24 protein-coding genes are annotated in these 24,335 nt (G+C 67.7%); 15 read left to right on the top strand and 9 right to left on the bottom strand.

Annotation, left to right across the window (positions count from 1 at the left end):
• Positions 1–3 precede the first annotated feature (3 nt).
• Positions 4–516, top strand: coding sequence for a methylated-DNA--[protein]-cysteine S-methyltransferase (locus ACW175_RS02550; RefSeq protein ID WP_492103103.1), 513 nt, complete (start codon positions 4–6; stop codon positions 514–516).
• Here ACW175_RS02550 and ACW175_RS02545 read toward each other — a convergent pair.
• Positions 513–938, bottom strand: coding sequence for a DUF4345 family protein (locus ACW175_RS02545; protein WP_492103102.1), 426 nt, complete (start codon positions 936–938; stop codon positions 513–515). The two genes, ACW175_RS02550 and ACW175_RS02545, sit on opposite strands and share 4 nt — an antisense overlap.
• A 29-nt stretch (positions 939–967) precedes the next feature.
• A complete protein-coding gene (locus ACW175_RS02540; protein WP_492103101.1) occupies positions 968–1,351 on the bottom strand; it encodes a VOC family protein in 384 nt (127 codons plus the stop codon).
• 176 nt (positions 1,352–1,527) lie between these two features.
• On the opposite strand from ACW175_RS02540, the gene groES reads away from it, so the two are divergent.
• The 4 genes from groES to ACW175_RS02520 all read left to right on the top strand — a co-directional run bounded on the left by groES (position 1,528) and on the right by ACW175_RS02520 (position 4,337).
• Entirely contained in the window at positions 1,528–1,818 is a 291-nt protein-coding gene (gene groES, locus ACW175_RS02535) for a co-chaperone GroES (protein WP_010918572.1), read from the top strand.
• 60 nt (positions 1,819–1,878) lie between these two features.
• Entirely contained in the window at positions 1,879–3,522 is a 1,644-nt protein-coding gene (groL, locus tag ACW175_RS02530) for a chaperonin GroEL (RefSeq protein ID WP_492103100.1), read from the top strand.
• Positions 3,523–3,848: 326 nt separating this feature from the next.
• Positions 3,849–3,980, top strand: a complete 132-nt coding sequence (locus tag ACW175_RS02525; RefSeq protein WP_492103099.1) for a hypothetical protein — start codon at positions 3,849–3,851, stop codon at positions 3,978–3,980.
• A 42-nt stretch (positions 3,981–4,022) separates the two neighbouring features.
• Complete coding sequence (locus ACW175_RS02520) at positions 4,023–4,337, top strand: hypothetical protein (RefSeq protein WP_492103098.1); 315 nt, start codon at positions 4,023–4,025, stop codon at positions 4,335–4,337.
• Positions 4,338–4,339: 2 nt separating this feature from the next.
• Here the strand turns inward: ACW175_RS02520 and ACW175_RS02515 are convergent, their stop codons facing one another.
• Entirely contained in the window at positions 4,340–5,389 is a 1,050-nt protein-coding gene (locus tag ACW175_RS02515) for an IMCp domain-containing protein (RefSeq protein ID WP_492103097.1), read from the bottom strand.
• 141 nt (positions 5,390–5,530) lie between these two features.
• Here ACW175_RS02515 and ACW175_RS02510 point away from each other — a divergent pair, with 141 nt between their 5' ends.
• Entirely contained in the window at positions 5,531–6,703 is a 1,173-nt protein-coding gene (locus tag ACW175_RS02510) for a DUF3089 domain-containing protein (RefSeq protein WP_492103096.1), read from the top strand.
• Positions 6,704–6,786: 83 nt separating this feature from the next.
• On the opposite strand, the gene ACW175_RS02505 is transcribed toward ACW175_RS02510, so the two are convergent.
• Positions 6,787–6,969: a DUF1328 domain-containing protein gene (locus ACW175_RS02505; RefSeq protein ID WP_492103095.1), complete on the bottom strand. Its 183-nt coding sequence runs from the start codon at positions 6,967–6,969 to the stop codon at positions 6,787–6,789.
• A 106-nt stretch (positions 6,970–7,075) separates the two neighbouring features.
• On the opposite strand from ACW175_RS02505, the gene cobT reads away from it, so the two are divergent.
• From cobT to ACW175_RS02485, 4 genes are all read left to right on the top strand, one after another.
• Positions 7,076–9,001, top strand: coding sequence for a cobaltochelatase subunit CobT (cobT, locus tag ACW175_RS02500; protein WP_492103094.1), 1,926 nt, complete (start codon positions 7,076–7,078; stop codon positions 8,999–9,001).
• Entirely contained in the window at positions 8,998–10,095 is a 1,098-nt protein-coding gene (locus tag ACW175_RS02495; RefSeq protein ID WP_492103093.1) for an esterase-like activity of phytase family protein, read from the top strand. The genes cobT and ACW175_RS02495 overlap by 4 nt, the downstream gene beginning before the upstream one ends.
• Positions 10,096–10,302: 207 nt before the next feature.
• The gene (locus tag ACW175_RS02490) at positions 10,303–10,614 is read left to right on the top strand and encodes a hypothetical protein (RefSeq protein ID WP_492103092.1); all 312 of its coding nucleotides are present in this window, start codon (positions 10,303–10,305) and stop codon (positions 10,612–10,614) included.
• 250 nt (positions 10,615–10,864) lie between these two features.
• Positions 10,865–11,164 carry a hypothetical protein gene (locus ACW175_RS02485; protein WP_492103091.1) on the top strand — a complete coding sequence of 100 codons (300 nt, stop codon included), beginning with the start codon at positions 10,865–10,867 and terminating at the stop codon, positions 11,162–11,164.
• A 199-nt stretch (positions 11,165–11,363) separates the two neighbouring features.
• Here the strand turns inward: ACW175_RS02485 and rpmB are convergent, their stop codons facing one another.
• Complete coding sequence (gene rpmB, locus ACW175_RS02480; RefSeq protein ID WP_099575676.1) at positions 11,364–11,669, bottom strand: 50S ribosomal protein L28; 306 nt, start codon at positions 11,667–11,669, stop codon at positions 11,364–11,366.
• 253 nt (positions 11,670–11,922) lie between these two features.
• On the opposite strand from rpmB, the gene ACW175_RS02475 reads away from it, so the two are divergent.
• Positions 11,923–12,435: a DUF3617 domain-containing protein gene (locus ACW175_RS02475; protein ID WP_492103090.1), complete on the top strand. Its 513-nt coding sequence runs from the start codon at positions 11,923–11,925 to the stop codon at positions 12,433–12,435.
• Positions 12,436–12,603: 168 nt separating this feature from the next.
• Here ACW175_RS02475 and ACW175_RS02470 read toward each other — a convergent pair whose 3' ends face one another.
• Complete coding sequence (locus ACW175_RS02470) at positions 12,604–13,179, bottom strand: methylated-DNA--[protein]-cysteine S-methyltransferase (protein WP_492103089.1); 576 nt, start codon at positions 13,177–13,179, stop codon at positions 12,604–12,606.
• Between the two features lie 83 nt (positions 13,180–13,262).
• Between ACW175_RS02470 and ACW175_RS02465 the strand changes: the two genes are divergently transcribed.
• On the top strand, positions 13,263–14,894 hold the full coding sequence (locus ACW175_RS02465; RefSeq protein WP_492103088.1) for an amidohydrolase: 1,632 nt from the start codon (positions 13,263–13,265) through the stop codon (positions 14,892–14,894).
• A 98-nt stretch (positions 14,895–14,992) separates the two neighbouring features.
• Here the strand turns inward: ACW175_RS02465 and ACW175_RS02460 are convergent, their stop codons facing one another.
• Positions 14,993–17,098 carry a DUF6311 domain-containing protein gene (locus ACW175_RS02460; protein WP_492103087.1) on the bottom strand — a complete coding sequence of 702 codons (2,106 nt, stop codon included), beginning with the start codon at positions 17,096–17,098 and terminating at the stop codon, positions 14,993–14,995.
• Between the two features lie 164 nt (positions 17,099–17,262).
• Here ACW175_RS02460 and ACW175_RS02455 point away from each other — a divergent pair, with 164 nt between their 5' ends.
• Positions 17,263–19,821: a helicase-related protein gene (locus tag ACW175_RS02455; RefSeq protein ID WP_492103086.1), complete on the top strand. Its 2,559-nt coding sequence runs from the start codon at positions 17,263–17,265 to the stop codon at positions 19,819–19,821.
• The gene (locus tag ACW175_RS02450; protein WP_492103085.1) at positions 19,818–20,117 is read left to right on the top strand and encodes an RNA-binding S4 domain-containing protein; all 300 of its coding nucleotides are present in this window, start codon (positions 19,818–19,820) and stop codon (positions 20,115–20,117) included. The genes ACW175_RS02455 and ACW175_RS02450 overlap by 4 nt, the downstream gene beginning before the upstream one ends.
• Here the strand turns inward: ACW175_RS02450 and ACW175_RS02445 are convergent.
• On the bottom strand, positions 20,114–21,448 hold the full coding sequence (locus tag ACW175_RS02445; RefSeq protein WP_492103084.1) for an ATP-binding protein: 1,335 nt from the start codon (positions 21,446–21,448) through the stop codon (positions 20,114–20,116). The two genes, ACW175_RS02450 and ACW175_RS02445, sit on opposite strands and share 4 nt — an antisense overlap.
• A 36-nt stretch (positions 21,449–21,484) precedes the next feature.
• Complete coding sequence (locus ACW175_RS02440; RefSeq protein WP_492103083.1) at positions 21,485–23,587, bottom strand: putative bifunctional diguanylate cyclase/phosphodiesterase; 2,103 nt, start codon at positions 23,585–23,587, stop codon at positions 21,485–21,487.
• A gap of 267 nt (positions 23,588–23,854) precedes the next feature.
• Here ACW175_RS02440 and fdxA point away from each other — a divergent pair, with 267 nt between their 5' ends.
• The gene (gene fdxA / locus ACW175_RS02435) at positions 23,855–24,196 is read left to right on the top strand and encodes a ferredoxin FdxA (RefSeq protein ID WP_295109221.1); all 342 of its coding nucleotides are present in this window, start codon (positions 23,855–23,857) and stop codon (positions 24,194–24,196) included.
• Positions 24,197–24,335: the final 139 nt, after the last annotated feature.

The raw sequence follows: 24,335 nt of genomic DNA, 5'->3' as shown, positions 1-24,335 counted from the left end.
CCCATGAGTCGCCCCGCTCGCCTGTTCCTGGACCACGCGCCCTCGCCGATTGGCGAGCTGCTCATCGTCACCGATGTGGACGGGGTTCTGCGGGCGCTGGACTTCTACGACCACGAACACCGCCTCAACCGCCTGCTGAAGACCCACTACGGCCCGTTGCGTCCCGAGCCTGGCGCCGCGCCGGTCGCGATCCGCGAGGCCATCACCGCCTACTTCGCCGGCCAGTTCGACGCCCTGAACACCCTCGCCTGGGCCACCAATGGCACGGCTTTCCAGCACGCGGTGTGGACGGCCCTGACGCGGATCCCGGCTGGCGAGACCATCACCTATTCGGAGCTTGCCCGTCGCGCCGGGCGGCCGCCGGCGGTCCGCGCCGCCGGCCACGCCAACGGCTCGAACCCGCTCAGCATCGTCGCGCCCTGCCACCGGGTGATCGGCATGAACGGGGCGTTGACCGGCTACGGCGGAGGGATAGATCGCAAGCGCTGGCTGCTCACGCACGAGCAGGCGCTTTAGGCCAGTCGCGCGCCTTCCAGCACCACGCGGCCGATATTGAAGAACGGCAAGCTTAGCGTGACGCCGATCAGGGCGTTGAACACCATCGCGCCGCTGTTGTAGCGCCCGGCCTCGCCGTCCAGCGCCGCCGAGATCGCCCTTCCCACCGCCGCGCCCAGCCAGGCGACGGCCAGGGCCAGGGCCATGGCCGCCCCGATGCGCGGCTGGTATCCGAGATAGAGCGCCGCCACGCCATGCGAGGCGATCAGCACCCCGCCCAGGGCCCGGCCCTCGGCGAACAGCGGCGGCTTGGGCGTATCGTCGTCGGCCAGTCCCGCCAGGCCCAGCATGGTCTGCGGCCGGGCCAGGATCATACCGCCAAGGCTCCCGCCGATGACGCAGGCCAGGACCGCCAGGAACAGCGACAGGACGTAGCTCGACATAGGCCTTGGAACTCCCGCTAGTCTCGACTTTATTCTGGCGCGCGGCAGACAGCCTCGACGTTGAAGCCATCCGGGTCCAGAACGAACGCGCCGTAATAGTCCTTATCGTAATGTGGGCGAAGTCCGGGCGGACCATTGTCTTTTCCGCCAGCCTTCAGCGCCGCTTCGTAAAAGGCGTCCACCTGAGCGCGGGTTTCCGCGGCGAAGGCGACGTGGAGCTTGCCCCGTGTCGCGTCCTGGCCGGACACCCAGAACATCGGCCGCTCGCGGCCATAACCCGCCACATCGACGCCGTTGGTGAATTCCTTGGGCACGACATAGAGCAGGCGGATGCCTAGCGGCGCCAAGGCGGCGTCATAAAAGGCGGCCGAGTGGGTGAAATCACTCACCCCAAGCCCCATATGATCAAACATCGGCGGTCTCCCTTTGAGCGGGCGACGCAAAAACTTCGCCCGCCTTGTCCTTGACTCAACCGAGCGCGCTGCCTAACTCACGCCCAGCGTTGGCACTCGATGGGAGCGACTGCTAACAGCCTCGCTCCCCGATCCAGCGCAGCCTTTATTTGAAACCGTTCCGACGGAGAACACCCATGAAATTTCGTCCCCTGGGCGACCGCGTCCTCGTGAAGCGCGTCGAAGAAGAAACCAAGACCAAGGGCGGGATCATCATCCCCGACACCGCCAAGGAAAAGCCGCAGGAAGGCGAAGTCGTCGCCGTCGGTCCCGGCGCGCGTAACGACAAGGGCGACGTCGTCGCTCTGGACGTGAAGGCTGGCGACCGCATCCTGTTCGGCAAGTGGTCGGGCACGGAAGTGAAGGTCGACGGTCAGGACCTCCTGATCATGAAGGAAAGCGACGTCCTGGGCGTGGTCGAGGCCTAAGCCCTCCTCCGTCCTCTTCGCTTTCGACCCCTAGTTTCTCTTTTAGAAGGGCTCATACACATGGCCGCTAAAGACGTTTATTTCTCTTCGGACGCGCGCGACAAGATGCTGCGCGGCGTCAACATCCTCGCCAACGCGGTGAAGGTGACCCTGGGCCCCAAGGGCCGCAACGTCGTGATCGAAAAGTCCTTCGGCGCCCCGCGCTCGACCAAGGACGGCGTCTCGGTCGCCAAGGAAATCGAACTGGCTGACCGTTTCGAGAACCTCGGCGCGCAGATGATCCGCGAAGTCGCCTCGAAGACCAACGACAAGGCCGGTGACGGCACCACGACCGCCACGGTCCTGGCCCAGGCCATCGTCCAGGAAGGCCTGAAGTCGGTCGCCGCCGGCATGAACCCGATGGACCTGAAGCGCGGCATCGACAAGGCCGTCGCCATCGTCGTCGCCGAGATCAAGTCGTCGTCGAAGAAGGTCACGACCAACGCTGAAATCGCCCAGGTCGGCACCATCTCGGCCAACGGCGACAAGGAAGTGGGCGACATGATCGCCCGCGCCATGGACAAGGTCGGCAACGAAGGCGTCATCACCGTCGAAGAAGCCAAGACCGCCGAGACCGAACTCGACGTCGTCGAAGGCATGCAGTTCGACCGCGGCTACCTGTCGCCGTACTTCATCACCAACGCCGACAAGATGGAAGTTCAGCTCGAAGAACCGCTCATCCTGCTGTTCGAAAAGAAGCTGTCGTCGCTGCAGCCGCTGCTGCCGGTGCTGGAAGCCGTCGTCCAGTCGGGCCGCCCGCTGGTTATCATCGCTGAAGACGTCGAAGGCGAGGCCCTGGCCACGCTGGTCGTCAACAAGCTGCGTGGCGGCCTGCGCGTCGCCGCCGTCAAGGCTCCGGGCTTCGGCGATCGCCGCAAGGCCATGCTGGAAGACCTGGCCATCCTGACCGGCGCTCAAGTCGTGTCGGAAGACCTGGGCATCAAGCTCGAGAACGTGTCGCTCGACATGCTCGGCAAGGCCAAGAAGGTCTCGATCACCAAGGACGACACCACGATCGTGGACGGCATTGGTGAAAAGGACGCGATCGAAGCCCGTATCGCCCAGATCAAGCGCCAGATCGAAGACACCACGTCGGACTACGACAAGGAAAAGCTGCAAGAGCGTCTGGCCAAGCTGGCCGGCGGCGTCGCGGTCATCCGCGTCGGCGGCTCGACCGAAGTCGAAGTGAAGGAAAAGAAGGACCGCGTTGACGACGCCCTGAACGCGACCCGCGCGGCCGCCGATGAAGGCATCGTCCCGGGCGGCGGCACGGCTCTGCTGAAGGCCTCCAAGGCCCTGGCGGGCTTGACCGGCGACAATGATGACCAGACGGCCGGCATCGCGATCGTCCGTCGCGCCCTGCAGGCTCCGATCCGCCAGATCGCCGAGAACGCCGGCGTCGAAGGCTCGATCGTGGTCGGCAAGATCCTGGAAAACGACAGCGCCTCGTTCGGCTTCAACGCCCAGACCGAACAGTATGTCGACCTGGTCGCCGACGGCGTCATCGACCCGGCCAAGGTTGTCCGCACCGCTCTGCAAGACGCCGCTTCGGTGGCCGGCCTGCTGATCACCACGGAAGCCGCCATCGTCGAAGCCCCGAAGAAGAACGCCGGTGGCGCTCCGGGCGGCGGCATGCCGGGCGGCATGGGCGACATGGATTTCTAAGAGAAATCCATTAAGTCGCCCATCTTTCAAAGAGATCGGGATCGGCCAGCCGATCCCGAGCGGCGACATGGATTTCTAAGAGAAATCCATTAAGTCGCCCATCTTCCAAGGAGATCGGGATCGGCACGCCGATCCCGAGCGGCGACATGGACTTCTAATTTAAGAAGTTCAGCCTACCGCTAGGAAATGATCGAGGGCGGGGCCGTGAGGCTCCGCCCTTTTTCTTTGTCCGAATGGCGACGATCTCACACTCCCGTGACGCGCGAGAACCAAGGCGAAGGTTCGACGTTAACCTTCCGCTCACGTTGCGGAGCATGGAGGCTGATATGTCGTTCGTGCGTTTATATCCCGCTCATCGCCGCCGTCGCGCGTCGCGCGCCACCCTCGTCGCGCTGGGCGTCTCGGCTTGGCTTGTTCTGGGCCTGATCAGTCAGGCGGCGTTCCAGCTGATCGGCTAGAGGCCCTATCCGCGAGGCCATGCGGGCGCTACATGCGCGTCTATGTTCCGCCAACGCCCCGACGCCGATCTCATCGTTCAAGGCTGGGTCATCGGCGTGATGGTCGAGGTCGCGGGTGAGCGTACGCCCGTCCGCCACTACTTCGCTGTCGGAAAGTCGGATCGCGCCCAGGCCGAGTGGGCGGCCGTGGACCTGGCGATGAACGCCGGCTCCGTCGCCTCCAGCCCCGTCAAAGGCCAGGAGCCCGTAGAGGCCCTGCGCGAGATCGTCGCCTACCGGATGCGCGAACTGGGCCTCAAGCCCGGCGAGGCCCGCGCCCTGGGCGACAAGAACCCGAGGCGCTGGCTCTCACTCTAGACTTAGTGGTGTTTGCCGCCGCCACCGCAGGCGCCGCAGCCGCCGCCGCCGCCGTGATAGCCGCCGCCGATGTGGATCGAGGACGACGCGGAGGCTGAGGCCGACGCCGAGCTCGACGCATAGCCGCTCGAAGAGCCGGCGGCGTAGCCGCCACCGCCGGCCAGGCCGGGACCGCCATAGCCGCCGCCACGTCCGCCCGACTGCGCGCCGACATAGCCCATCGGCAGGGGCGGCGGCTCGACATAGGCGCCCCACGCCGAGCTGCCGGCCGAACCGGCGTTCCAGCCGCCGCCCGCGCTATAGCGCGATCCGGAATAGTCGTAGGACGAGCGCTCGCGGCTCTCCTCGTAATAGCTTTCCTCGTAGCGTTGTCCGCCACAAGGGCCGCATTGCCGCGGGTAGACCGCGCCTCCGCAGACGCGCGGCTGGCAACCGTCCTGCTGCTGGACCGGCACATAGACCGGGCGGTCCACCGGACGGTCGACATAGACGTAGACCGGCACCTGAATGATCCTGTCGACCACCTCGCCGCCAGGTCCTGAACAGGCCTGCTGGCACGGCGTGACCGTCGGGGCCGGGGTCGGAACCGGACGGTCCACGGGGACGGGGCGATCCACGGGAACCGGACGATCGACATAGACCGGACGATCCACCGGCACTTCCACTCGCTTCTCGACGATCTTCTCGACGATCTTCTCAACTGGACGGTCGATATAGACGGGCCGCTCCACGATCTTCTCGACCGGAACCTGGACCAGCTTCTCGACGGGCACCTCGATGCGCTTTTCGACCACGACCGGACGCTCGACGATCACCGGCTTTTCGACAATCTTCTCGACGATCTGGGTGGTGGGGCGGTCGACATAGACCGGCACGCGGCGCTCCACCACGCGGTCGACATAGATCACCTTGGTGCGCGTCGTGGCCCGTTTTGGCGCGTGATGCTGGCGTACGGGCGCGCGCTCATAGCCGTCCGCCAGCACGGGCGAAGCCAGGGTAAGGCCAGCGAAAACCGCCAGCACGCCGACGCGGAGAAGGGTCTTGGGGCTCATGGCCGACCTCGATACGAACGCAGGAGCGTCCCTTGACGGGACAATCGCGGTCGACGTCGCAAGCCTCGCGCCAAAGGCCCCTTGGCGAGCGCCGTTCTCTCGGCCATTGTCCGCGCCAAACAAGCGTTCGGGGAAAAGACGATGGCTGCGAAGACTCTGGCTTCAAAGACTCTGGCGGCCTTCGGCCTTGTGGCGGGCCTGACCCTGACGAGCGCGGCCCACGCCCAGGCGCCGACCAACACGGCCCCCAACGATTACGGCAAGACGGAGAACTGGCTGTGCCTGCCGGGCCGCCAGGACGCCTGCGCGGTCGACCAGACCACGACCATCGTCCAGGCCGACGGCAAGACCTCGACCGAGGCCTTCAAGCCGGCCGCCAGCCTCGCCTATGACTGCTTCTACATCTATCCGACCGTCTCGACCGATCCGGGCGGCAACAGCGACATGGTCATCGACGAGGCCGAGCGCCGCGTGGTCGAGCAGCAACTGGCCCGCTTCGGCGGCCAATGCCGGCTGTTCGCCCCGATGTATCGCCAGGTGACCCTGGCGGCCCTGCGCGCGGTGATGATGGGCCAGCCCTCGCCGGGCAACGGCGTCCTGGCCTATGGCGACGTCCGCGACGCCTGGCGCTGGTACCTGGCCCATGAGAACAAGGGACGCGGTGTTGTGCTGCTGGGCCACAGCCAGGGCTCGCGGATGCTGTTGGACCTCCTGAAGAACGAGATCGACGGCAAGCCGGCCCAGAAGCAGATGATCTCGGCCTATGTGCTCGGCATGAACACGCCGGTGGCCGACGGCAAGTTCGGCTCGATCCCGTTGTGCGACAAGGCCGATCAGGCCGGATGTCTGGTCACCTACGTCTCGTTCCGCGCCTCGAGCCCGCCGCCGGCCAACAGCCGCTTTGGCAAGACCGACGAGCAGGGCCACCGCGCCGGCTGCGTGAACCCCGCCGCCCTGGTCGCCGGCAAGGCCGCGACCGACGAAACCCCTCTGCACAGCTATTTGAGCAGCAAGAGCTTCCAGTCGAGCGGCGAGCCGAAACCGTTCGCCAAGGATGTGAAGGTCTCGACGCCCTTCGTTTCAATGCCCGGCTTGCTCTCGGCCAAGTGCGTCAGCGAAGGCGACTTTACCTATCTGGCGGTCAAGGTGAAGGCCGACCCGGCCGATCCCCGCACCGACGAGATCGCCGGCGACGTCATGGTCGGCGGCTATGTGCTGAAGGACTGGGGCCTGCACTTGATCGACGTCAATCTGGAGATGGGCGACCTGAACGCGCTGGTGGCCCGCCAGGCTAATGCGTACGCGGGACGCTAGGACCTCTCCCACGGGGTCCTAGCGCCACACTGATGCCGGCGGCGGGTCGACGTCCGCTCCGGCCCGCGCAAGGCAAGTGGCGGCTATTTGGAGCCGGCCGCCGCCTTGAACACGGTCGCGCCCAGCAAGGCCACGATCACGAACCCGATCAGGAACAGGAAGAACAGGATCTTGGCGATGCCGGCGGCAGCGCCGGCAATACCGGTGAAACCCAAAGCCCCGGCGATCAGGGCGACGACGGCGAGAATGATGGCCCACTTGAGCATCTTGGCTTCCTTTGAAGACCGCCTGAGCGGCGCTGTTGAAAAATCAACGTCCCGTCCGGGCACGGCGTTCCTTGTTTTCGCCGCCCGGCGCCGCTAACTCGAAGCCATGGCCTCCAAGCCCGAAAGCCCGACCGAACCCTTCAAGCGCGCCCTGGCGCACGCCGCGCGCTCGCTTGCCGAGACGCCGGACCTGGAGGTCGTGTTCTCGGGCGATGGCCCGCAGCTCCTGGGCAAGCGGGCGATCCTGCCGCACCCGCCGCGCGACCTCTCGTCAAAGGAAGCCGCGCGCATCCGGGGTCTGGCCGACCAGATGGCTCTGCGCCTGGCGCACCACGATCCGATCGCCCATGCCCGCGCCCGGCCCAGCTCCCCCGACGGCCAGGCGGCCTTCGAGTCGATCGAGCAGGCGCGGCTCGAAGCAATCGGCGCCAACGCCCTGGGCGGCGTGCGCGGCAACCTGACCGCCGCCCTCGAGGCCCGGCTGGAGAAGCAGGGCCTGACGCGCGCCGTCGCCACCGACCGCCAGTCCGCGCCCATGGCCGAGATCCTGGGCCTGATGGTCCGCGAGCGCCTGACCGGCGACGCGCCGCCGGAGGGGGCCAAGGCCCTGGTCGACATCCTGCGCAACGACATCGAGATGAAGGCCGGCAAGGATCTGGATCGCCTGGCCGCCGCCATCGACGACCAGGCCGCCTTCGCCCGGGTGACCCGCGAGATCCTGCGCGACCTCGACCTCGGCGAGGAGATGTCCGACGCCACCGAAAGCGCCGACGAGGACGACGGCGAAGAGGAAGGCGCGACCGAGAATTCCGACGAGGATCAGGGCGAGGGCGAAGGCGAACAGCCCGAGGGCTCCTCGCCGCAGGAAAGCGAAGCCTCCGACCGCGAGACCGAGGCTGGAGACGAGGAAATGGTCCAGTCGGACCAGGAGGGCGAGCCCGAGGAATCCGACGAGCAGCCCGAAATGGGCGACGGCGCCAAGCCCGCCCGTCCCGACCCGGGCGCCGCCCAGGGCGGGGAGCCGCTCTACAAGGTCTTCACCACGGCCCACGACGAGGTCGTCGACGCCGAGGACCTTTGCGACGCCGAGGAGCTGACGCGCCTGCGGGCCTATCTGGACCAGCAGCTGTCGGCGCTTTCCAGCGTCGTCTCGCGCCTGGCCAACAAGCTGCAGCGCCGCCTGCTGGCTCAGCAGAACCGCGCCTGGACCTTCGATCTCGAGGAAGGGATGCTGGACGTCGCCCGCCTGACGCGGGTGATCATCGACCCGACCGCGCCTCTGTCCTTCAAGCAGGAAGAGGACCAGGAGTTCCGCGACACGGTCGTGACCCTGCTGATCGACAATTCCGGCTCGATGCGCGGGCGGCCGATCATGGTGGCGGCGATCTGCGCCGACATCCTGGCGCGCACGCTGGAACGCTGCGGGGTCAAGACCGAGGTGCTGGGCTTCACCACCCGCGCCTGGAAAGGCGGGACCAGCCGCGACGAGTGGATCAAGGCCGGAAAGCCCGCCGCCCCGGGCCGCCTGAACGACCTGCGCCACATCATCTACAAGGCCGCCGATTCGCCGTGGCGCCGGGCGCGCAAGAACCTCGGCTTGATGATGCGCGAAGGGCTCCTGAAGGAGAACATCGACGGCGAGGCCCTGATGTGGGCCCACCAGCGGATCATCGGCCGGCCCGAAGCTCGCCGCATTCTGATGGTGATTTCCGATGGCGCGCCGGTGGACGACTCCACCCTGAGCGTCAATTCGGGCCACTATCTGGAGCGCCACTTGCGCCATGTCATCGGTGAGATCGAGGGCAAGAGCCCCGTGGAGCTGATCGCCATCGGCATCGGCCACGACGTCACGCGCTACTACCGCCGCGCCGTCACCATCGTCGACGTCGAGCAGCTGGGCGGAGTGCTGGTCGAGCAGCTGGCCGCCCTGTTCGAGGAAGAACCGCGCCAGATCGCCCGTGCGCGCGGCCTGCTGACCCCGCCGCCCGTGGTGACGCCTCAGGCGCCGAAGGTCGGTAAGGTTTCCGCGTGATCGGTCTGCGCGCCGCGCTCGTCCTGGGCATGGTCGGCGGCTTGAGCGGCCTGGCCACCCAGTGCACGCCGCGCAGGCCGCCGCCCGTGGTCGCCACGCCGCCCGCGCCGATCAAGGTCGGCCCCGAGATCACCGTCACCGCCGCGCCCGTGCCGCTGGACGCGTCCAATCCGGCCAAGACCACGCTGGACGGCGGCTTCACCTATGCGGGCGGCCTGGCGCTGACCAGCGCGACCACGTCGCGCCTGCACGGCCTGTCGGACCTGTCGGTCTCCGCCGACGGCCGGCTGACGGCGATCAGCGACGAGGGCGACGTCTTCGAGGCCAAGGTGCAGTTGGACGCGGCCGGCAGGCTGGTCGGCCTCACCGACACCAAGCTCGCCCCGCTGAAGGGCCTGGACGGCCGCCCCCTGCAAAACAAGCAGCAGGCCGACGCCGAGGGCGTGGCCGTGCTGCCCAACGGCGACCGCCTGGTCAGCTTCGAGCGCGACCACCGCATCTGGCGCTACGCGGTCGGATCCGATGGGACCTGGAGCCTGCCTGCCCCCGCGCCCAAGCCCGCCACCATCTTCCCGGACAACGAGGGCATGGAGGCGATCTCGGCCTACCCCGCCGCCGGCGCCGACGCCTATATCGTCGGCAGCGAGGAGGGCGAAGTGTGGCTGTGCAAGCTGTCGGCCGACTGCAAATCGCTGCCGCCGCAGTCGGGCCCGGACTTCACCTGGGGCCTGACCGGCTTCGCGCCCTTCCAGGGCGCGGCCATCGCCACCCTGCATCGCGGCTATGACCCGATCCGAGGCTGGCGCTCGGTGGTTCGCTTCATCTCCGACCCGACCCTGCCGGCCGCCCGCCAGCGCACCGCGGCGGCGCTGCATATCGAAGGGTCCATGCCGCGCGACAACTTCGAGGGCTTATCCATCACCGCCGCCCCGCCCGGAGCGCCGGCCGGCGCGACGCGGATCTATCTGATCTCCGACGACCAGGCGATCGGCGCCAACCAGCGCACCCTGCTGCTGGCCTTCGACTGGGTGGCCCCGCCCCTGCCCGCGCCCATGCCGCCCAAGGCGGTCCGCAAGCCTGTTCGCAAGCGCTAAGGCCGTTTCGTTTCAGACGAGACGGTTTCATTACCAACCATATGATTGTATTGGACTTTTTGCCGCAAAAGGCAATTTCGCACTTGCGAAAGGTACCGGTACCATATATCCAAGACCTCGACGGACGACGAGGCGAGATCCTGGGGGCCGTCAGAGGAACGCGTCGGGAGGCGGTTGAACTCAACCTCCTTTCCGGGACTACACAACATGATCCGTCTGCTCGTTATCGCCCTCACGGCCCTCATGGCCACCACCGCCGCCACCTCGGCCAGCGCTGGCGAAATCAAGGTCAAGGTCGCCGGCCGCGACACCGCCGCCGTCCACGCCGAGATCGTCCAGGCCGCCAAGCAGCTGTGCCAGGAAGACCTGATCGGCAATCCCTACGCCGTTCAGATCGCCCCCTACTGCGTGCGTGACGTCGCCCGCGACGCCATCAGCCGCGCCCATAGCCGCGACCTGATCGCCTACGACAAGGCCCAGGGCCGCGACGTCTATTTCCTGAAGATCGCCGCCCGCTAAGACGCCCAGCGCTTCACGACAGAGCCCGCGAAACCCCCGTTTCGCGGGCTTTTTCACGCCTGCAATCGGTTGTTCGCGCGCGAAGCAACCGACCGCTCCACCTTAGGTGCGCTGCAACATAATCGTTGATAACCCAACATAACGTTGCTATAGACAACGCGACGGGCTGAGCAGGCGATAGACCGGGGACGGGCCGTCAGAGGAACGCGTCTGGAGGGGGTTGAACCCAACCCTCTTTCGGAACATCGACATGATCCGCTCCATCGTTCTGGCCGCCTCGGCCATCGCCCTGTTCGCCGCCGCTCCGGCCTCGGCCGCCGAAGTCCGCGTCAAGCTCACCGGCAAGTCGGCCGCCGAAGTCCGCGCCGAAATCGTCAAGGCGGCTTCGACCGTCTGCTGGCAGGACATCCGCGGTGAAGCCATGGCCGGCTACCTGTACCCGGCCTGCATCCGCGCCTCGGTCAACGACGCCGTGTCGAAGATCAACAACCCGGCCCTGACCGCCTTCAACTCGGCTAACCCGGCTTCGAGCGCCGTCGTCGCGCGCTAAGCGACCCAAGGCTTTAGTACCAAGCGTAACAGTACCAAGCGTTCAAAACCCGCCGCGGCTCGGTCGCGGCGGGTTTTGCTTTGCCTGGAGGGGAGGGTCCGCGGCGGATCACACTCGCCTCGCCCCTCACGCCCACGACGAAAAGCCCGCCGGGATCGCTCCCGGCGGGCTTTCAATCGTCGGTCGAGACCGTAAAGCCTTAGGCGGCTTGGGCGGTCGCGGCGGCCTTGGCCTTGGCCTTGACCTGGGTCTTGATCTTCAGGGCGCGCGGCGACAGCTGCTCGTCCTTGGCGCCCAGCAGGAACACGTCCAGGCCGCCCTTGAAGTCCAGCGTACGCAGAGCGGCGTTGCTGATGCGCAGGCGGAAGCTCTGGCCCAGCGACTCCGACTGGAGCGTGGCGGGCGACAGGGCCGGCAGGAAGCGGCGCTTGGTCTTGATGTTCGAGTGGCTCACATTGTGGCCGACCATCGGACCGATACCGGTAAGTTCGCAACGGCGCGACATAGTGATTACCTTGGCTTGGGCGAAACCGTCTGGCTCGGTGAAGAGCCTGGTCCCGATAAGATATGAATTCGGACACGCGACTGGACCAGGCCGACCGCGCGAGAGCGGGCGATATAGGCGAAGGGTCGCCCCTGAGTCAAGGCGCCTGACCAAGGATCGCCAGATCCGTTAGGGAACCGGCCGCCCAACCTCCGCCTTCAAGCACGGTTCATATGCCACTCTATATAGGAGCGGTATCAAGGAGACCCGCCACATGCGTTCGACCGCCCTCGCCGCTTCTGTTCTTATCCTCTCCCTGGGAGGCCTTCTTGGCGGCGTCGCCCTCGCCCAGCCCGTGGTCCGCGCGGCGGCCGCCAAGGCCTCGGCCTCGGCCTCGAGCAAGGCGACGATTCTCCCGGGCCAGTGGGAGTATGACTACAAGGTCGGCGTGATCCCGGTCAGCAGCGAGCGCAAGTGCCTCAAGCCGTCCGACGCCGAGCAGTTCTCGCGCGGCATCTGCACCAAGCGCTATCGCTGCGACTACACCACCAATGTGGTCAGGGACGGCAAGATCCAGCTGAAGGGCACCTGGACCGACAAGAAGGACCGCGTCTCGCCGGTGACCGCCGAGGGCAGCTACACGCCCGAGAGCTTCAAGATGAACATCCACATCAAGACCATCAGCGGCATGAACCTGGCCGGCAGCATGAACGCCAAGCGCGTCGCGGCCGAGTGCGCGCCTGAAGAGAAAGTGGCGGAAAAGGCCGGCGAAACGGCGGCGAAGTAGCGCCGCCTCCGGAAACCAATTTGTGGTTAATCCGCTTCAAGCTACAATAGCTTGTAGGGAACAAACACCGAATTGGCGGACGTCGCTGATTCGGTCCTGATTCGTTTCGCCCCTGTTCGAAGAAGCGTTACCGCGCGTTAAGAGACGTGCTCGGAGGGTCTTCGAAGCCTAGGCCCCACGCCGAGGCGCGACCGAGAACTCCAGGTCGAACAGGGTCGGGACCGCATCGGTCCGCGCCTTCTCGATGGTCAGCAGCCTCGCCTTGGTCTCGGCCCCGCCCGGCGCGGAAAAGCCGCCCATATTCCCCGAAGCGCCCAACACGCGATGGCAGGGCACCACGATCGGCCAGGGGTTCTCGCCTAGCGCCTTGCCCACGGCCCGCGCCGCGCCCGGCTCGCCCATGGCCTTGGCCACCTCGCCATAGGTCGAGGTCTCGCCCGGCGTGATGGCCCGAGCGATCTCGTAGACCCGCAGATTGAACGCAGGCTGACCGTTCAGATCGAGCGGGATGTCCGCCAGATCATCGCGCCCGCCGGCCAGCAGCTCACGGATCCGCTCTATGAGCGCCTCGATCTCGGCGGTCGGCTCGCTCTCGGCCGCGTCAGGGAAGCGCTTACGCAGCCGGGCCCAGGCCGCGCCCGGCGAGGTCTCCGGAAGCTGCACGCCGATCAGGCCGCGATCGCCCCAGGCGACGCCGCAGCGGCCGATGATCGTGTCGAACAGGACAAAACGCTGGGCGCTCATGACGAAAAGCTAGCAGGCCTGTTGCGACTTGGCAGGGGCGCGCCGTACGTTTTCCGAAATTTGCTAAGCTTCGGAGGTCGCCTTTGCGCCGGATCCTACTCGCCGCCCTGCTGGCCGCGACCTCGTTCACGGCCGCGAACGCCGGCGACATCCTGATCCACGGCGGTCCGATCCACACCGGCGTCGACGCCAAGCCGACCGCCGAGGCGGTGCTGGTCCGCGACGACAAGATCCTGTTCGTCGGCGACCTGAAAAGCGCCAAGGCCAAGGCGGCCAAGGACGTTCGCGACATCGACCTGAAGGGCGCGGCGGCCTATCCGGGCTTCGTCGACGCCCACGCCCACCTGACCGGCATAGGCCTGCGCGAGCTGACCCTCAATCTCGACCAGACCAAGTCGCTGGCCGAACTGGTCGCCACGGTAAAGGCCTATGCCGCCGCCCACCCCGAAGGCGCGATCTACGGTCGGGGCTGGATCGAGACCCACTGGCCCGAGAAGCGCTTCCCGACCAAGGCCGACCTGGACGCCGCCGCGCCGGGCCGGATCGTGGTCCTGGGCCGCTCGGACGGCCATGCCAGCGTCGCCTCGACCGCCGCCCTCGCCAAGGCCGGCGTGACCGCGGCCACCACCGCCCCGGCCGGCGGCAAGATCCTGCTGGGGGCCGATGGCCAGCCCGACGGCATGTTGATCGATCACGCCCAGGCGCTGATCGCGGACGTCATCCCGCCGCCCGGCGAGGCCCTGAAGCGCGAGGCCCTGCGCAAGGCCGGCGCGCTGTACGCCGCGCGGGGCTGGACCGGCCTCGACAATATGAGCGTCATGGCCGACGACCTGGCCTTGCTGCGCGACGAGGCCGCCAAGGGCGCGTTCCACATCCGCGTCGACAACTACATGGACCCCAGCGGCGCGGCCGAGGTGCTGAGCAAGGGTCCCCAGACCGACGCCACGGGCCTGATCCGGACCCGCGGGATCAAGCTCTATATGGACGGCGCCCTGGGCTCGCGCGGCGCGGCGCTCCTAGAGCCTTACAGCGATGCCGAAGGGCTTGGATTGCAGCTGACCCCGCGGGACAAGGGGCTGGCGCTGATGAAGCAGGCCAAGGCCGTAGGCGCCCAGGTGGCCATGCACGCCATCGGCGACCGTGGTAACCGCATGACCCTGGACTGGTTCGAACAGAGCCTGGCGGGCGACACCAAGGCCCGCTGGCGCATCGAGCATTCGCAGATCGTCGCCGACACCGACGTGCCGCGCTTCGCCAAGCTGGGCGTCATCGCCTCGATGCAGCCCAGCCACGCGATCGGCGACCTCTATTTCGCCCCCGCGCGACTGGGTCAGGCCCGCCTGCACGAGGGCTATCGCTGGAAAGACTTCCTGAACGCCGGGGTCGTGGTCGCGGCCGGCTCGGACGCCCCGGTCGAGGTCGGCGACCCGCGCATCGAGTTCTACGCCGCCGTCTATCGCCACGGCCTTGACGGCTTCGCCAACGCCGACTGGCATCTGGAAGAGGCCGTCACCCGCGCCGAGGCCCTGAAGATGCTGACCCTGGCCCCCGCCTACGCCGTGTTCCGCGACAAGGAGCTGGGCACGCTGGAAGCCGGCAAGAAGGCCGACCTCACCGCCTTCGACAAGGACTTCATGACCATCGAGCCCAAGGAGATCCTCACCGCCCAGCCGGTGCTGACCGTGGTGGACGGCAAGGTGGTGTTCAGCCGCTAGAGCATTTTTCGATCCAATTGGATCGGTGAAATGCTCTAGCCTGTTGTTTTGACGCATTTTCTGACGACGAACCGGTATCCGCTTCGTCGGAAAATGCTCTAGGACTTCAGCGGTATCACACGGATTTCGTTGACCCCGATGCCCAGCAAGCGGGGATCCGGGACGCCGTGGAACGGCGGTGGCGCGGCGGCCTCGGGCAAGCGCAACTCGACCTTGGTCGGCTTGCCTGGCGTCGCGCCGCTGATCCGCACGGAGAAAACGCCTCGAGTGATCCGAGCTCGGCGCTGGACCTTGCCGTTCAACACGACCTCGATCGCCTGGGTGTCGTCCTGGGACGGGCCAATGGCGATGACGTTGAGGAGCAGCGCGAAGTCCCGCGCGCCTTGGGTGTCGAGGATCAGCCACGCGGCCTTGCCGTCGCTCCAGATGGCGAACTGCTCGGGCAGGCCCCACCCGGGGCCCAGTTCTGGCGGCCGGACGCCCTTGTTCAGGTAGATCACCGGCGCGGCGGCCACCTGCTTGGCCGAGACGGCGACATAGGGCTGCAGGCCGCGGACCGACTTGAGGTCACGCCCGCACAGCAGGCCACGAACGAAACGGTAGCAGTCGGAACGCTGGCCGAAAGCCTCGAACAGAGCGGGTTTCTCGACGGGATCGCCGATCACGGCGGTGATGGTTCGGTCTCCCGCCGCCGCGTCGACCTTGGCCGCCGGCTCGGCCTCGCAGCTGACGACCAGGGGGCGGGCTACGGGCCCTGAATTGGAAACGCCGTGCCGACGTAGCGCCAGATGCGACATCTGCATGGTCGCCCAGGCGTCGACGTTCGACGAGCACTCGATCACCGGCTGGAAGCGCCAGGGGCGGCCTTCGAGCGCGGGATCGGTGCGCAGGACGGCGTCGTAGAAGGGGGCGGTCCGCACATAGACACCACGCACGGCATGGATCATCTGACTCATGTCGGCGACCTGCAGCGCCAGGGCCACGACCAGCAGGCCGATGCGAAGGCGGCCGGACTCGATGCGATCGACCTGGACCACCCCGAAGGCCAGCATCGCGTAGCCGACGATCCAGAAGAACCGACCGTGACAGCGGAACAGGCCCACGATGTCGCCGAAAAGTCCCTTCGGACGTCCGACGTCGAACAACAAGAAAGGCCCCACATAGGGGCGCGGTCCGATGGCGTAGACGGTCAGAACGACCAGGGCGGCGATCAAGGGCCCGAAGCGGCGCCAGGCCGCGGCGTCCGGCTTCCAGCCGCGCGCCAGGCCTAGCAAGACCTGGATCGCGGCGGCGATGACGACCAGCAGCGCGCCCGCGCCAAGATAATTGTAGCCCTCGAAGGGCTGCCCGAGGACCTCCAGCGTGCCGGTGAACCAGACGCCGTTCCAGGTCTGCCCGGCCAGCGCCGAGGCCTGGGGCCAGAACGGGCCCAGCACGTTCATCGAGAAGGAGCCCAGCGACACGCCGCCGCCGGACATGCCGACGCCGCCATAACCCAGCACCCAGGCGGCGAAAGCCACGGCCACGGCGAAGGCGACCGTGGCGACGACCGCATTGGCCCAGGCCTTGGCGCGCCGCTGCAGAAGTTCCGACAGCAGGCCGGCGCCAAGGCAGGCGGCCACCGGCACGAGGTGATAGGGATGGGTTCCGGTGACCACCAGACCGAGGATCGCGATCTCGACGATCCGCCGCCGGGTCAGGCCAAACCGCGCCACCAGCACGGTCCAGGTCGCGCCCAGGATCAGCAGGAACTGGCCGGCCAGGGCGATATGACCAAGCTGGCGCGAAAGCCAGGCCGGGAAGAACAGCGACAACAGCCCGCCCAGCAGCAGGGACGACAGGCGCGTCACGCCGCAGGCTCGCAACAGAGCAACCATGGCCAAGGGCTGGGCGACGTAGGCGATCAGCAGGAACAGGGCCAGCGGGTTCAACACCCGCCCCAGACCCAATGCCTTCATGGCCAGCGTCAGCCACGGCAGACTGTCGGTGTAAACGATCGACGTCGGTATGGCCTCGCCGCGCAGAGCGGTCGTCACGCCCAGCGGGAAATGCCAGGGGTGGTCGATAATCGCGTAGTGACCGGCCATCATCGTGGCCATGTCACCGCCCGGCTCCAGCCAGTAGTCGTGACCCGCGCTCAGCAGCGGCAGGCCGATGACGATATGGAACAGGATGATCGCCGCCAGAACGAGCGTCGCGAACATGGCCGACCTTGCCGATACGAAACGCTGCAAGACGCTTTAGCCCCCAAATACGCTAGCCACCTCGCTACCGAAGCGCGCGCGATCTGTCCACTCCACCCAAGGGAGATTCACCTACGACGCCGCGTCGGCTTGCCTCCCCACGATTCCCGCACCACCTTGGACCCATGAGTGACCGTTCGACCGGACTGGCCCCTTCGAAGCTGACCGCGGTCCTGGGTCCGACCAATACCGGCAAGACCCATCTGGCCGTCGAACGGATGCTGGCCCACGGGTCGGGGATGATCGGCCTGCCGCTGCGGCTGCTGGCGCGCGAGATCTACGACCGGGTGGTCAAGCTGCGCGGCAAGGCGTCGGTGGCGCTGATCACCGGCGAGGAAAAGATCGTCCCGGCGCGGGCGGTCTATTTCGTCTGCACGGTCGAAGCCATGCCGCTGGCCCGCGAGGTCGAGTTCCTGGCCGTCGACGAGATCCAGCTGTGCGCCGATCCAGAGCGCGGCCACATCTTCACCCACCGCCTGCTGCATGCGCGCGGCAAGTTCGAGACCATGTTCCTGGGCGCGGGCACCATGGCCCCACTGGTCCGCCGCCTGCTGCCGGACGCCGAGATCGTCGGGCGCGAGCGGTTTTCCAACCTGTCCTATGCCGGCTCCAAGAAGCTGACCCGCCTCCCCCGGCGCAGCGCGATCGTCGCCTTCTCCACCGACGCGGTCTACGCGATCGCCGAATTGATCCGGCGTCAGCGGGGCGGCGCGGCCGTGGTCATGGGGTCTTTGAGCCCCCGCACCCGCAACGCCCAGGTGGCTCTGTACCAGTCCGGCGAGGTCGACTTCCTGGTGGCCACCGACGCCATCGGCATGGGCCTGAACATGGACGTCGACCACGTGGCCTTCGCCGGCCTGCGCAAGTTCGACGGCAAGCGCACCCGCTGGCTCTATCCGCAGGAGGTCGGCCAGATCGCCGGCCGGGCGGGCCGCTACACCCGCGACGGCACCTTCGGCGTCACCGGCGACTGCGAGGAGATCGACGAGGACTTGGTCGAGGCCGTCGAAAGCCACACTTTCGAGCCGATCCAGGCCGCCGAATGGCGCAACGCGCGGCTGGACTTCGGCTCGCTGCCCGGCCTGCTGCGCTCGCTGAACGAGACACCCAGGCGCAATGGCCTGTCGCTGTCGCAGGAGGCCCTGGACGAGCGCACACTGCGCGCCCTGGCCCAGCAGGAAGACGTCATCAAGCGCTGCAAGACCGATCGCTCGGCGCTGCTGCGGCTGTGGGACGTCTGCCAGACGCCGGACTTCCGCAAGACCACCGACGACGACCATCAGCGCATGGCGCGCACCCTGTTCGACGACCTGACCACCGGCCGCAAGCGCCTGCCGGAGGACTGGATCAACAGCCAGTACAAAGCGCTGGACCGCGTCGACGGCGAGATCGACAGCCTGGCCGGCCGCCTGTCGGGCGTGCGCACGCTCAGCTACATCGCCAACCGTCCCGACTGGGTGGCCAATCCCGCCCACTGGCAAGGCCTGACCCGCCAGCTCGAGGACCGGATCAGCGACACCCTGCACGAAAAGCTGATGGCTCGGTTCATCGACCGCCGCACCAGCGTGCTGATGAAGCAGCTGGGCGAGCGGGAAACCCTCTATGCCGGCGTCGGCCAGGACGGCGAGGTTACGGTCGAAGGCCATGTCGTGGGGCACCTGTCGGGCGTCGCCTTCACCCCGGTCAAGGCCGCCTCTCCGCTTGAGGAGAAGGCCCTGCGCAACGCGGCCCAGCGCGCGGTCGGCCCCGAGATCGCCAAGCGCCTGGGTGTGCTGGCGTCCGAGCCCGACGACGCCTTCGCCCTGACGCCCGACGGCGCGATCCTGTGGCGGGGCGAGGCGGCGGGAGCCGTGCGCCACGGCCTGCCCCTCTTGTCGCCCCGCGCCCGCCTGCTGGGCGAGCTGGGCGTCGCCGCCGTGCGCGAGCGGGCAGAGCGGCGGCTGGACGCCTTCCTGGCCTCGCAGGTCGACAAGCACCTGGCCCCGCTGCGCAAGCTGGAGCGAGCCTTGGGCGGCGGCGAGCTTCGCGGTCTGCCGCGCGGCGTCGCCCACCGCCTGCTGGAAGCCGGCGGCGTGCTGGACAAGCGTCCCGTCGATCCCGAACTAAAGGCGCTGAGCCAGGCCGAGCGCCGCACCCTCAAGAGCCTGGGCGTGCGGATCGGCGCGTTCAGCCTCTATTGCCCGGCCGTGCTGAAGGCCGAGGCCATCGCCGCCGCACGCGCCTTGAACCCGACCGGCTGGCGCGGCGCGCTGACGACGCTGGAGCCCCTGCCCTCGCCCGAGCCCTCGGCCCGCGAGCTGTCGGCCAGCGGGCTGCGTTCGGTGGCGGGCTTCAGCATCCCGGTGGACGCGCTGGAGGAACTGGACGCCCTGCTGCGCGCCGAGCAGCAGCACGGCGGCGTGGTGCTGACCGATGCGGCGACGCGGAAACTGGGCTGGACCGCCAAGCAGGCCTCCAACGTCCTGCGCGCGCTCGACTACACCCCCGCCATCCGCGCCAAGCCCGATCAGCCGATCGTCTGGAAGCGCCGCGGCGCCGCCAAGCTGGACCAGACGCCCGTCAAGGCGCGCCCGGACTCGCCGTTCGCGGCTCTGGCCAAGCTGACGGAGCCGCCGCCGCCGCCCGAGCGCCGCAAGCGGCCGCGCCGACGCAAGCCGGCCGCGCCCAAGCAGGCCGCGTCGTGACCGACACCCACGGCGAGTCCGCCAAAGACTCCGTGCGGGCCGATATCTGGCTGTGGCGCGCCCGCTTCTTCAAGACCCGCTCCCTGGCCGCCAAGTTCGTCGACGAAGGCCGCATCCGCCTGACCCGCGCCGGAACCGAGAGCCGCATCGACAAGCCCTCCCGCACGGTAAAGCCCGGCGACGTCGTGGTGTTCGGCCTGGGCGGCCGCCTGATCGCCGTGCGAGTGCTGGACTGCGGCGAACGCCGGGGCCCGGCGACCGAGGCGCGCGGGCTTTATCAGGCGGTGGAGGATTAGCCCTCCGCCACCGCTGCCGGCGGCCAGATCCGGGCGCTGACGCCGCCGCCTTCGCGGTTGCCGATCACCAACCGCCCGCCGAAACGCTTGATCAGGCGCTCGGCGGTGGGAATGCCCAGGCCGAAGCCGCCGGTGTCGCGGGCGCGCGCGACGTCGCCTCGGAAGAACGGCTCGTAGATCCGGGCCATGGCGTCGGCGGTCAGGCCGGGTCCCTGATCCAGCACCTCGATCAGCGGTCCCTCCGGACCGTCGGCCACCAGCCGAACGCGCGCCTGGCCGCCGAACCGCACGGCGTTGTCCACCAGGCGGATCAGCGCCTGCTCCAGCGGTCCCCGATGGGTGGTAACCTCAAGAGCCTTGCCGCCCTCGTAACGCACGGCGTCCGGCCAGCGGGCCGTCACGCCCTGGATGAGGGACGGCAGGTCGACGACCTCGGCGGTGCTGGACGAGTGCTGGGCGCGCAGCCAGTCCGATAGCGACCATAGCATCGCGTCCAGCTCGGCGACGTTGTCTGCGACCAGGACCTTGATGTCGTCCGGCTCGATATAGTCAGCCGCCAGGGTCAGGCGGGCCAGCGGGGTGCGCAGGTCGTGGCTGAGCGCCTCCATGGCCCGGGCCTGGTCCTCGATCAGGCCGGCGATGCGGCGCTGCATGTCGTTGAAGGCCCGGCCCAGCTCGACGATGTCGTTGGGCCCCTCGACCAGGATCGGCGACGGCGGGCTCTCGCCGACATGGCGCGAGGCCTGCGTCAGGCGGCGCAGGGGTTCGCCCAGCTGGCGCAGGGCATAGGCGCCCAGGGCCACGCAGGCCAGGGAGAAGACCAGGGTCGTGGCCACCGCGCGCAGGGCGATCGGCCAGGGCCGGGGGAAGTTGCGCGAGCGGAAGGTCAGCCACCGACCGTCCTCCAGCCCCATGACGCCGACCAGGTCGCGGCCGCCCTCGGGCCGGCTTTCCGACCACAGGCGCAGCGGCCGCCCAGCCAGGATCGGCTCCCACTGGCGGACATAGTCGGCGATGGCCTCGGCCTCGGCCATCTGGAGCCGCGTGAGGGGCGGCCCCTCCGGCGGCAGGACGGCGATCTCGGCCTCCATGTAGTGCGAGGTCATCACCTTGTCGAAGTCGGCCTGGCCCAGCTTGGCGACCCGCTGGCCGACGACCAGCAACTCGCCGATCCGCCGAGCGTGGTCCTCGCGCAGGGTCTGGCGATCGATGGCGCTATAGAAGGCGACGCTGGCGCAGAGCTGCACCAGCACGACGGCGACCACCACCCAGATGGAGCGCCCCACGAAGCCGCGAGACCGCCACGGCGCCTTACCCATCGTCAGAGTCATACCCCGAGGCTATACGAGGCCGCGCGCCTTAGGCCACTAAGGGTTGACCCCGAACCCCTTCAGGAAGCCCGCCACCTCGCCCGCCGGCATAGGCCGGCCGAAGTGATAGCCCTGGACCTGGTCGCAGCCGTAGTGCTCCAGCGCCTTGAGCTGCGCGGCGTCCTCGACCCCTTCGGCGACCACCTTCATGCCCATGGACGCGCCCAGCGTGATCACCGCCTTGACGATCGCCTCGTCCTCGACGTTCTGGACGAAGGACTTGTCGATCTTCAGACGGTCGATCGGGAACTGCCGCAGGTTGGCCAAGCTGGCGTAACCGGTGCCGAAGTCGTCCAGGGCGATCATCACCCCGGCGTCGTGCAGCTGCCTGACGGTGCTGCTGACGAGGTCCGAGCCCCAGCCCATGTAGACGTTCTCGGTGACCTCGATGGTCAGGCGCTCGCACGGCACGTTCCAGCGGGCCAGGCGCTCCTGGATCTCCTCGGCCAGGCGGCCCGAGCGGAACTGGGCCGAGCTGATATTGACCGCCACGCGGCCGAACTCGACGCCGTCGTCCAGCCACTGGCGCATCTGCTTCAGGGCCGCCTCGAAGGCGACGTCGCCCAGCTTCAAGGACAGGTCCTGGTCCTCGAACGCCGGCATGAAGCGGGCCGGGGTCAGCACGCCCTGCTCGGGATGGATCCAGCGCATCAGCGCCTCGAAGCCGGCGACCTTGTTCTCGCGGATGTCGACGACCGGCTGGTAGTAGAGGGTGAACTCGTTCTCGGTCAGGGCCGCGCGGACGTCGCGCAGCAGTTCGATCCGCTGCTCGACCTCGGAGCGCATCGACGGCTCGAACACGATGCTGCGGTTGCGGCCCGCTTCCTTGGCGCGATAGAGCGCGATGTCGGCGTTCTTGATCATGTGGGCCGGGTCGGCGTCCGGATCGCCGTGCAGGGCGGCCCCGATGCTGGCGCTGGCCGTGAAGCTGCGGCCGGCGTGTTCGATCGGCCGTCGCAGCAGGTCCTGCAGCTTGGCGATCGGCGGCAGCATGTCAGCCTCGCCGTGCAGGCCGCGCAGGATCACGGCGAACTCGTCGCCGCCCAGACGCGCCACCGTGTCGCCGGTTCGGAACGCGTGCTGCAGCATGCCGGCCAGGCGCTTGAGCAAGGCGTCGCCGGCGTCGTGACCCAAGGTGTCGTTGATGTCCTTGAAATGATCGACATCGATCATGATCAGGCCGAACATCTCGCCCAAGGTCTCGGACGCCGTCACCGCCTCCTGGAAGCGGTGCTGGAAAAGGGCCCGGTTGGGCAGGCCCGTCAGCGGATCCTTGAACGCCAGGGTCTCGATCGCCTCGGTCTGGCGGCGACGGTCGGTGATGTCCTTGAAGAGGTTGACCAGCTTCTCCGGCTTGCCGTCGGCGCCGACGAACACCTTTCCGACCGAGCGGACCCAGGTCTCGACCCCGTCGTCGCGGCGGAGCTTGAACTCGAAGACCCGCGCCTCGCCGATCTTGCGCGTGGCCACCAGGTCGGCGCAGCGCTGGCGGTCCTCGGGATCGACGATCTCCAGCGGATCGTCCTTGAACGTGCAGTACTTCTGCAACTCGGGCGCGTGCCCCGAGAAATAGACCTCCTTGGTGCGCAGGTCGAATTCGCGGACCAGCAGGTCGTCGAGCTCAAGGGCCATTGTCAGGCGCTGCTTGTCGCGCTCGGCGCGCAGCACGCTGTCGGCATAGCCGGTCACGTCGCGCGCGGTGATCATCACCGCATAGGTCTCTTCGCTTCCTGGAGGACCATCCCGGCAGGCGCTGAACTCGGTGCGCCAGACGTGCTGGACGCCCTCGGCGTCGACGGTCGGCAGATAGCGCGAGAAGGCGATCCCCGCCTCGGCGCAGATCAGCAGCGACCCGACGTCCTCGACCGCCACCAGCCCGCCGGCTCCGGCGTCGCCGCCGAGCGTCAGGCCGGGCGCGATGCCTTGCCGCGCCCATTCTCGGCTGCGGGCGACCAGCGTCAGGTCGCGGTCCAGCAAGGCCGCGGCGAACGGAATCTGACCGACGAACTCGCCGAACGCGCGGGCGCGCGCCTTGGCCAGGGCGCGTATAGCGGCGTCCGCTTCCGGAATCGGTTGGACCGGCAAGGCTTCAATCTTCATGTGTGTCGGCTTTCCGACTTTGTTTTTATTGAGCGTTTCCAATCCCACATATTGGTGTTCGTTCGATAAGAAAGTGTTTGCGTCCGCCGCGCGCCGTCCGCGCGCATTGTCGCGCCATGCGGAATGCCCGGAGTCAGAAAGACGTCGCACGCTGGCCACGCCTAGAGAATTCCTGAGCGCGCGCGCGGCCAAGCCGCATTGACAAGCGGGTCCCAGGCTTCGAAAACGCGCGCGCCGAACTCTGTCCGACATCATTCGAGTAAATCGATGACCTACATCGTCACCGACGCCTGCGTCCGCTGCAAGTTCATGGATTGCGTGGAGGTGTGCCCGGTCGATTGCTTCTACGAGGGCGAGAACTTCCTCGTCATCAATCCGGACGAATGCATCGACTGCGGCGTCTGCGAGCCCGAGTGCCCGATCGACGCCATCAAGCCGGACACCGAGGACGAGGCGGACGGCAAGTGGCTGAAGATCAACGCCGACTACGCCAAGGTCTGGCCGAACATCACCGTCAAGGGCGAGCCGCCCGCCGACCGCGAGGCGTTCGAGCGCGAGACCGGCAAGTTCGAGAAGTACTTCAGCGAAAAGCCGGGCAAGGGTTCGTAAGCCCGACAGCCTGCCCGTTTTTGATGGGACATCAGAAGCGGATCAGCAGGCTCGTTTTCCGGCGCGAGGAGCTTGGACGCTTACACTTTCGACCGCCACGCGCCTCGGCGATTTCTCAAGCTTGATCCCCGCCAAGCCG

The organism is Caulobacter sp. FV1ye6ST, from assembly GCF_058681225.1.
This window is presented reverse-complemented; position numbering and strand designations above follow the sequence as displayed.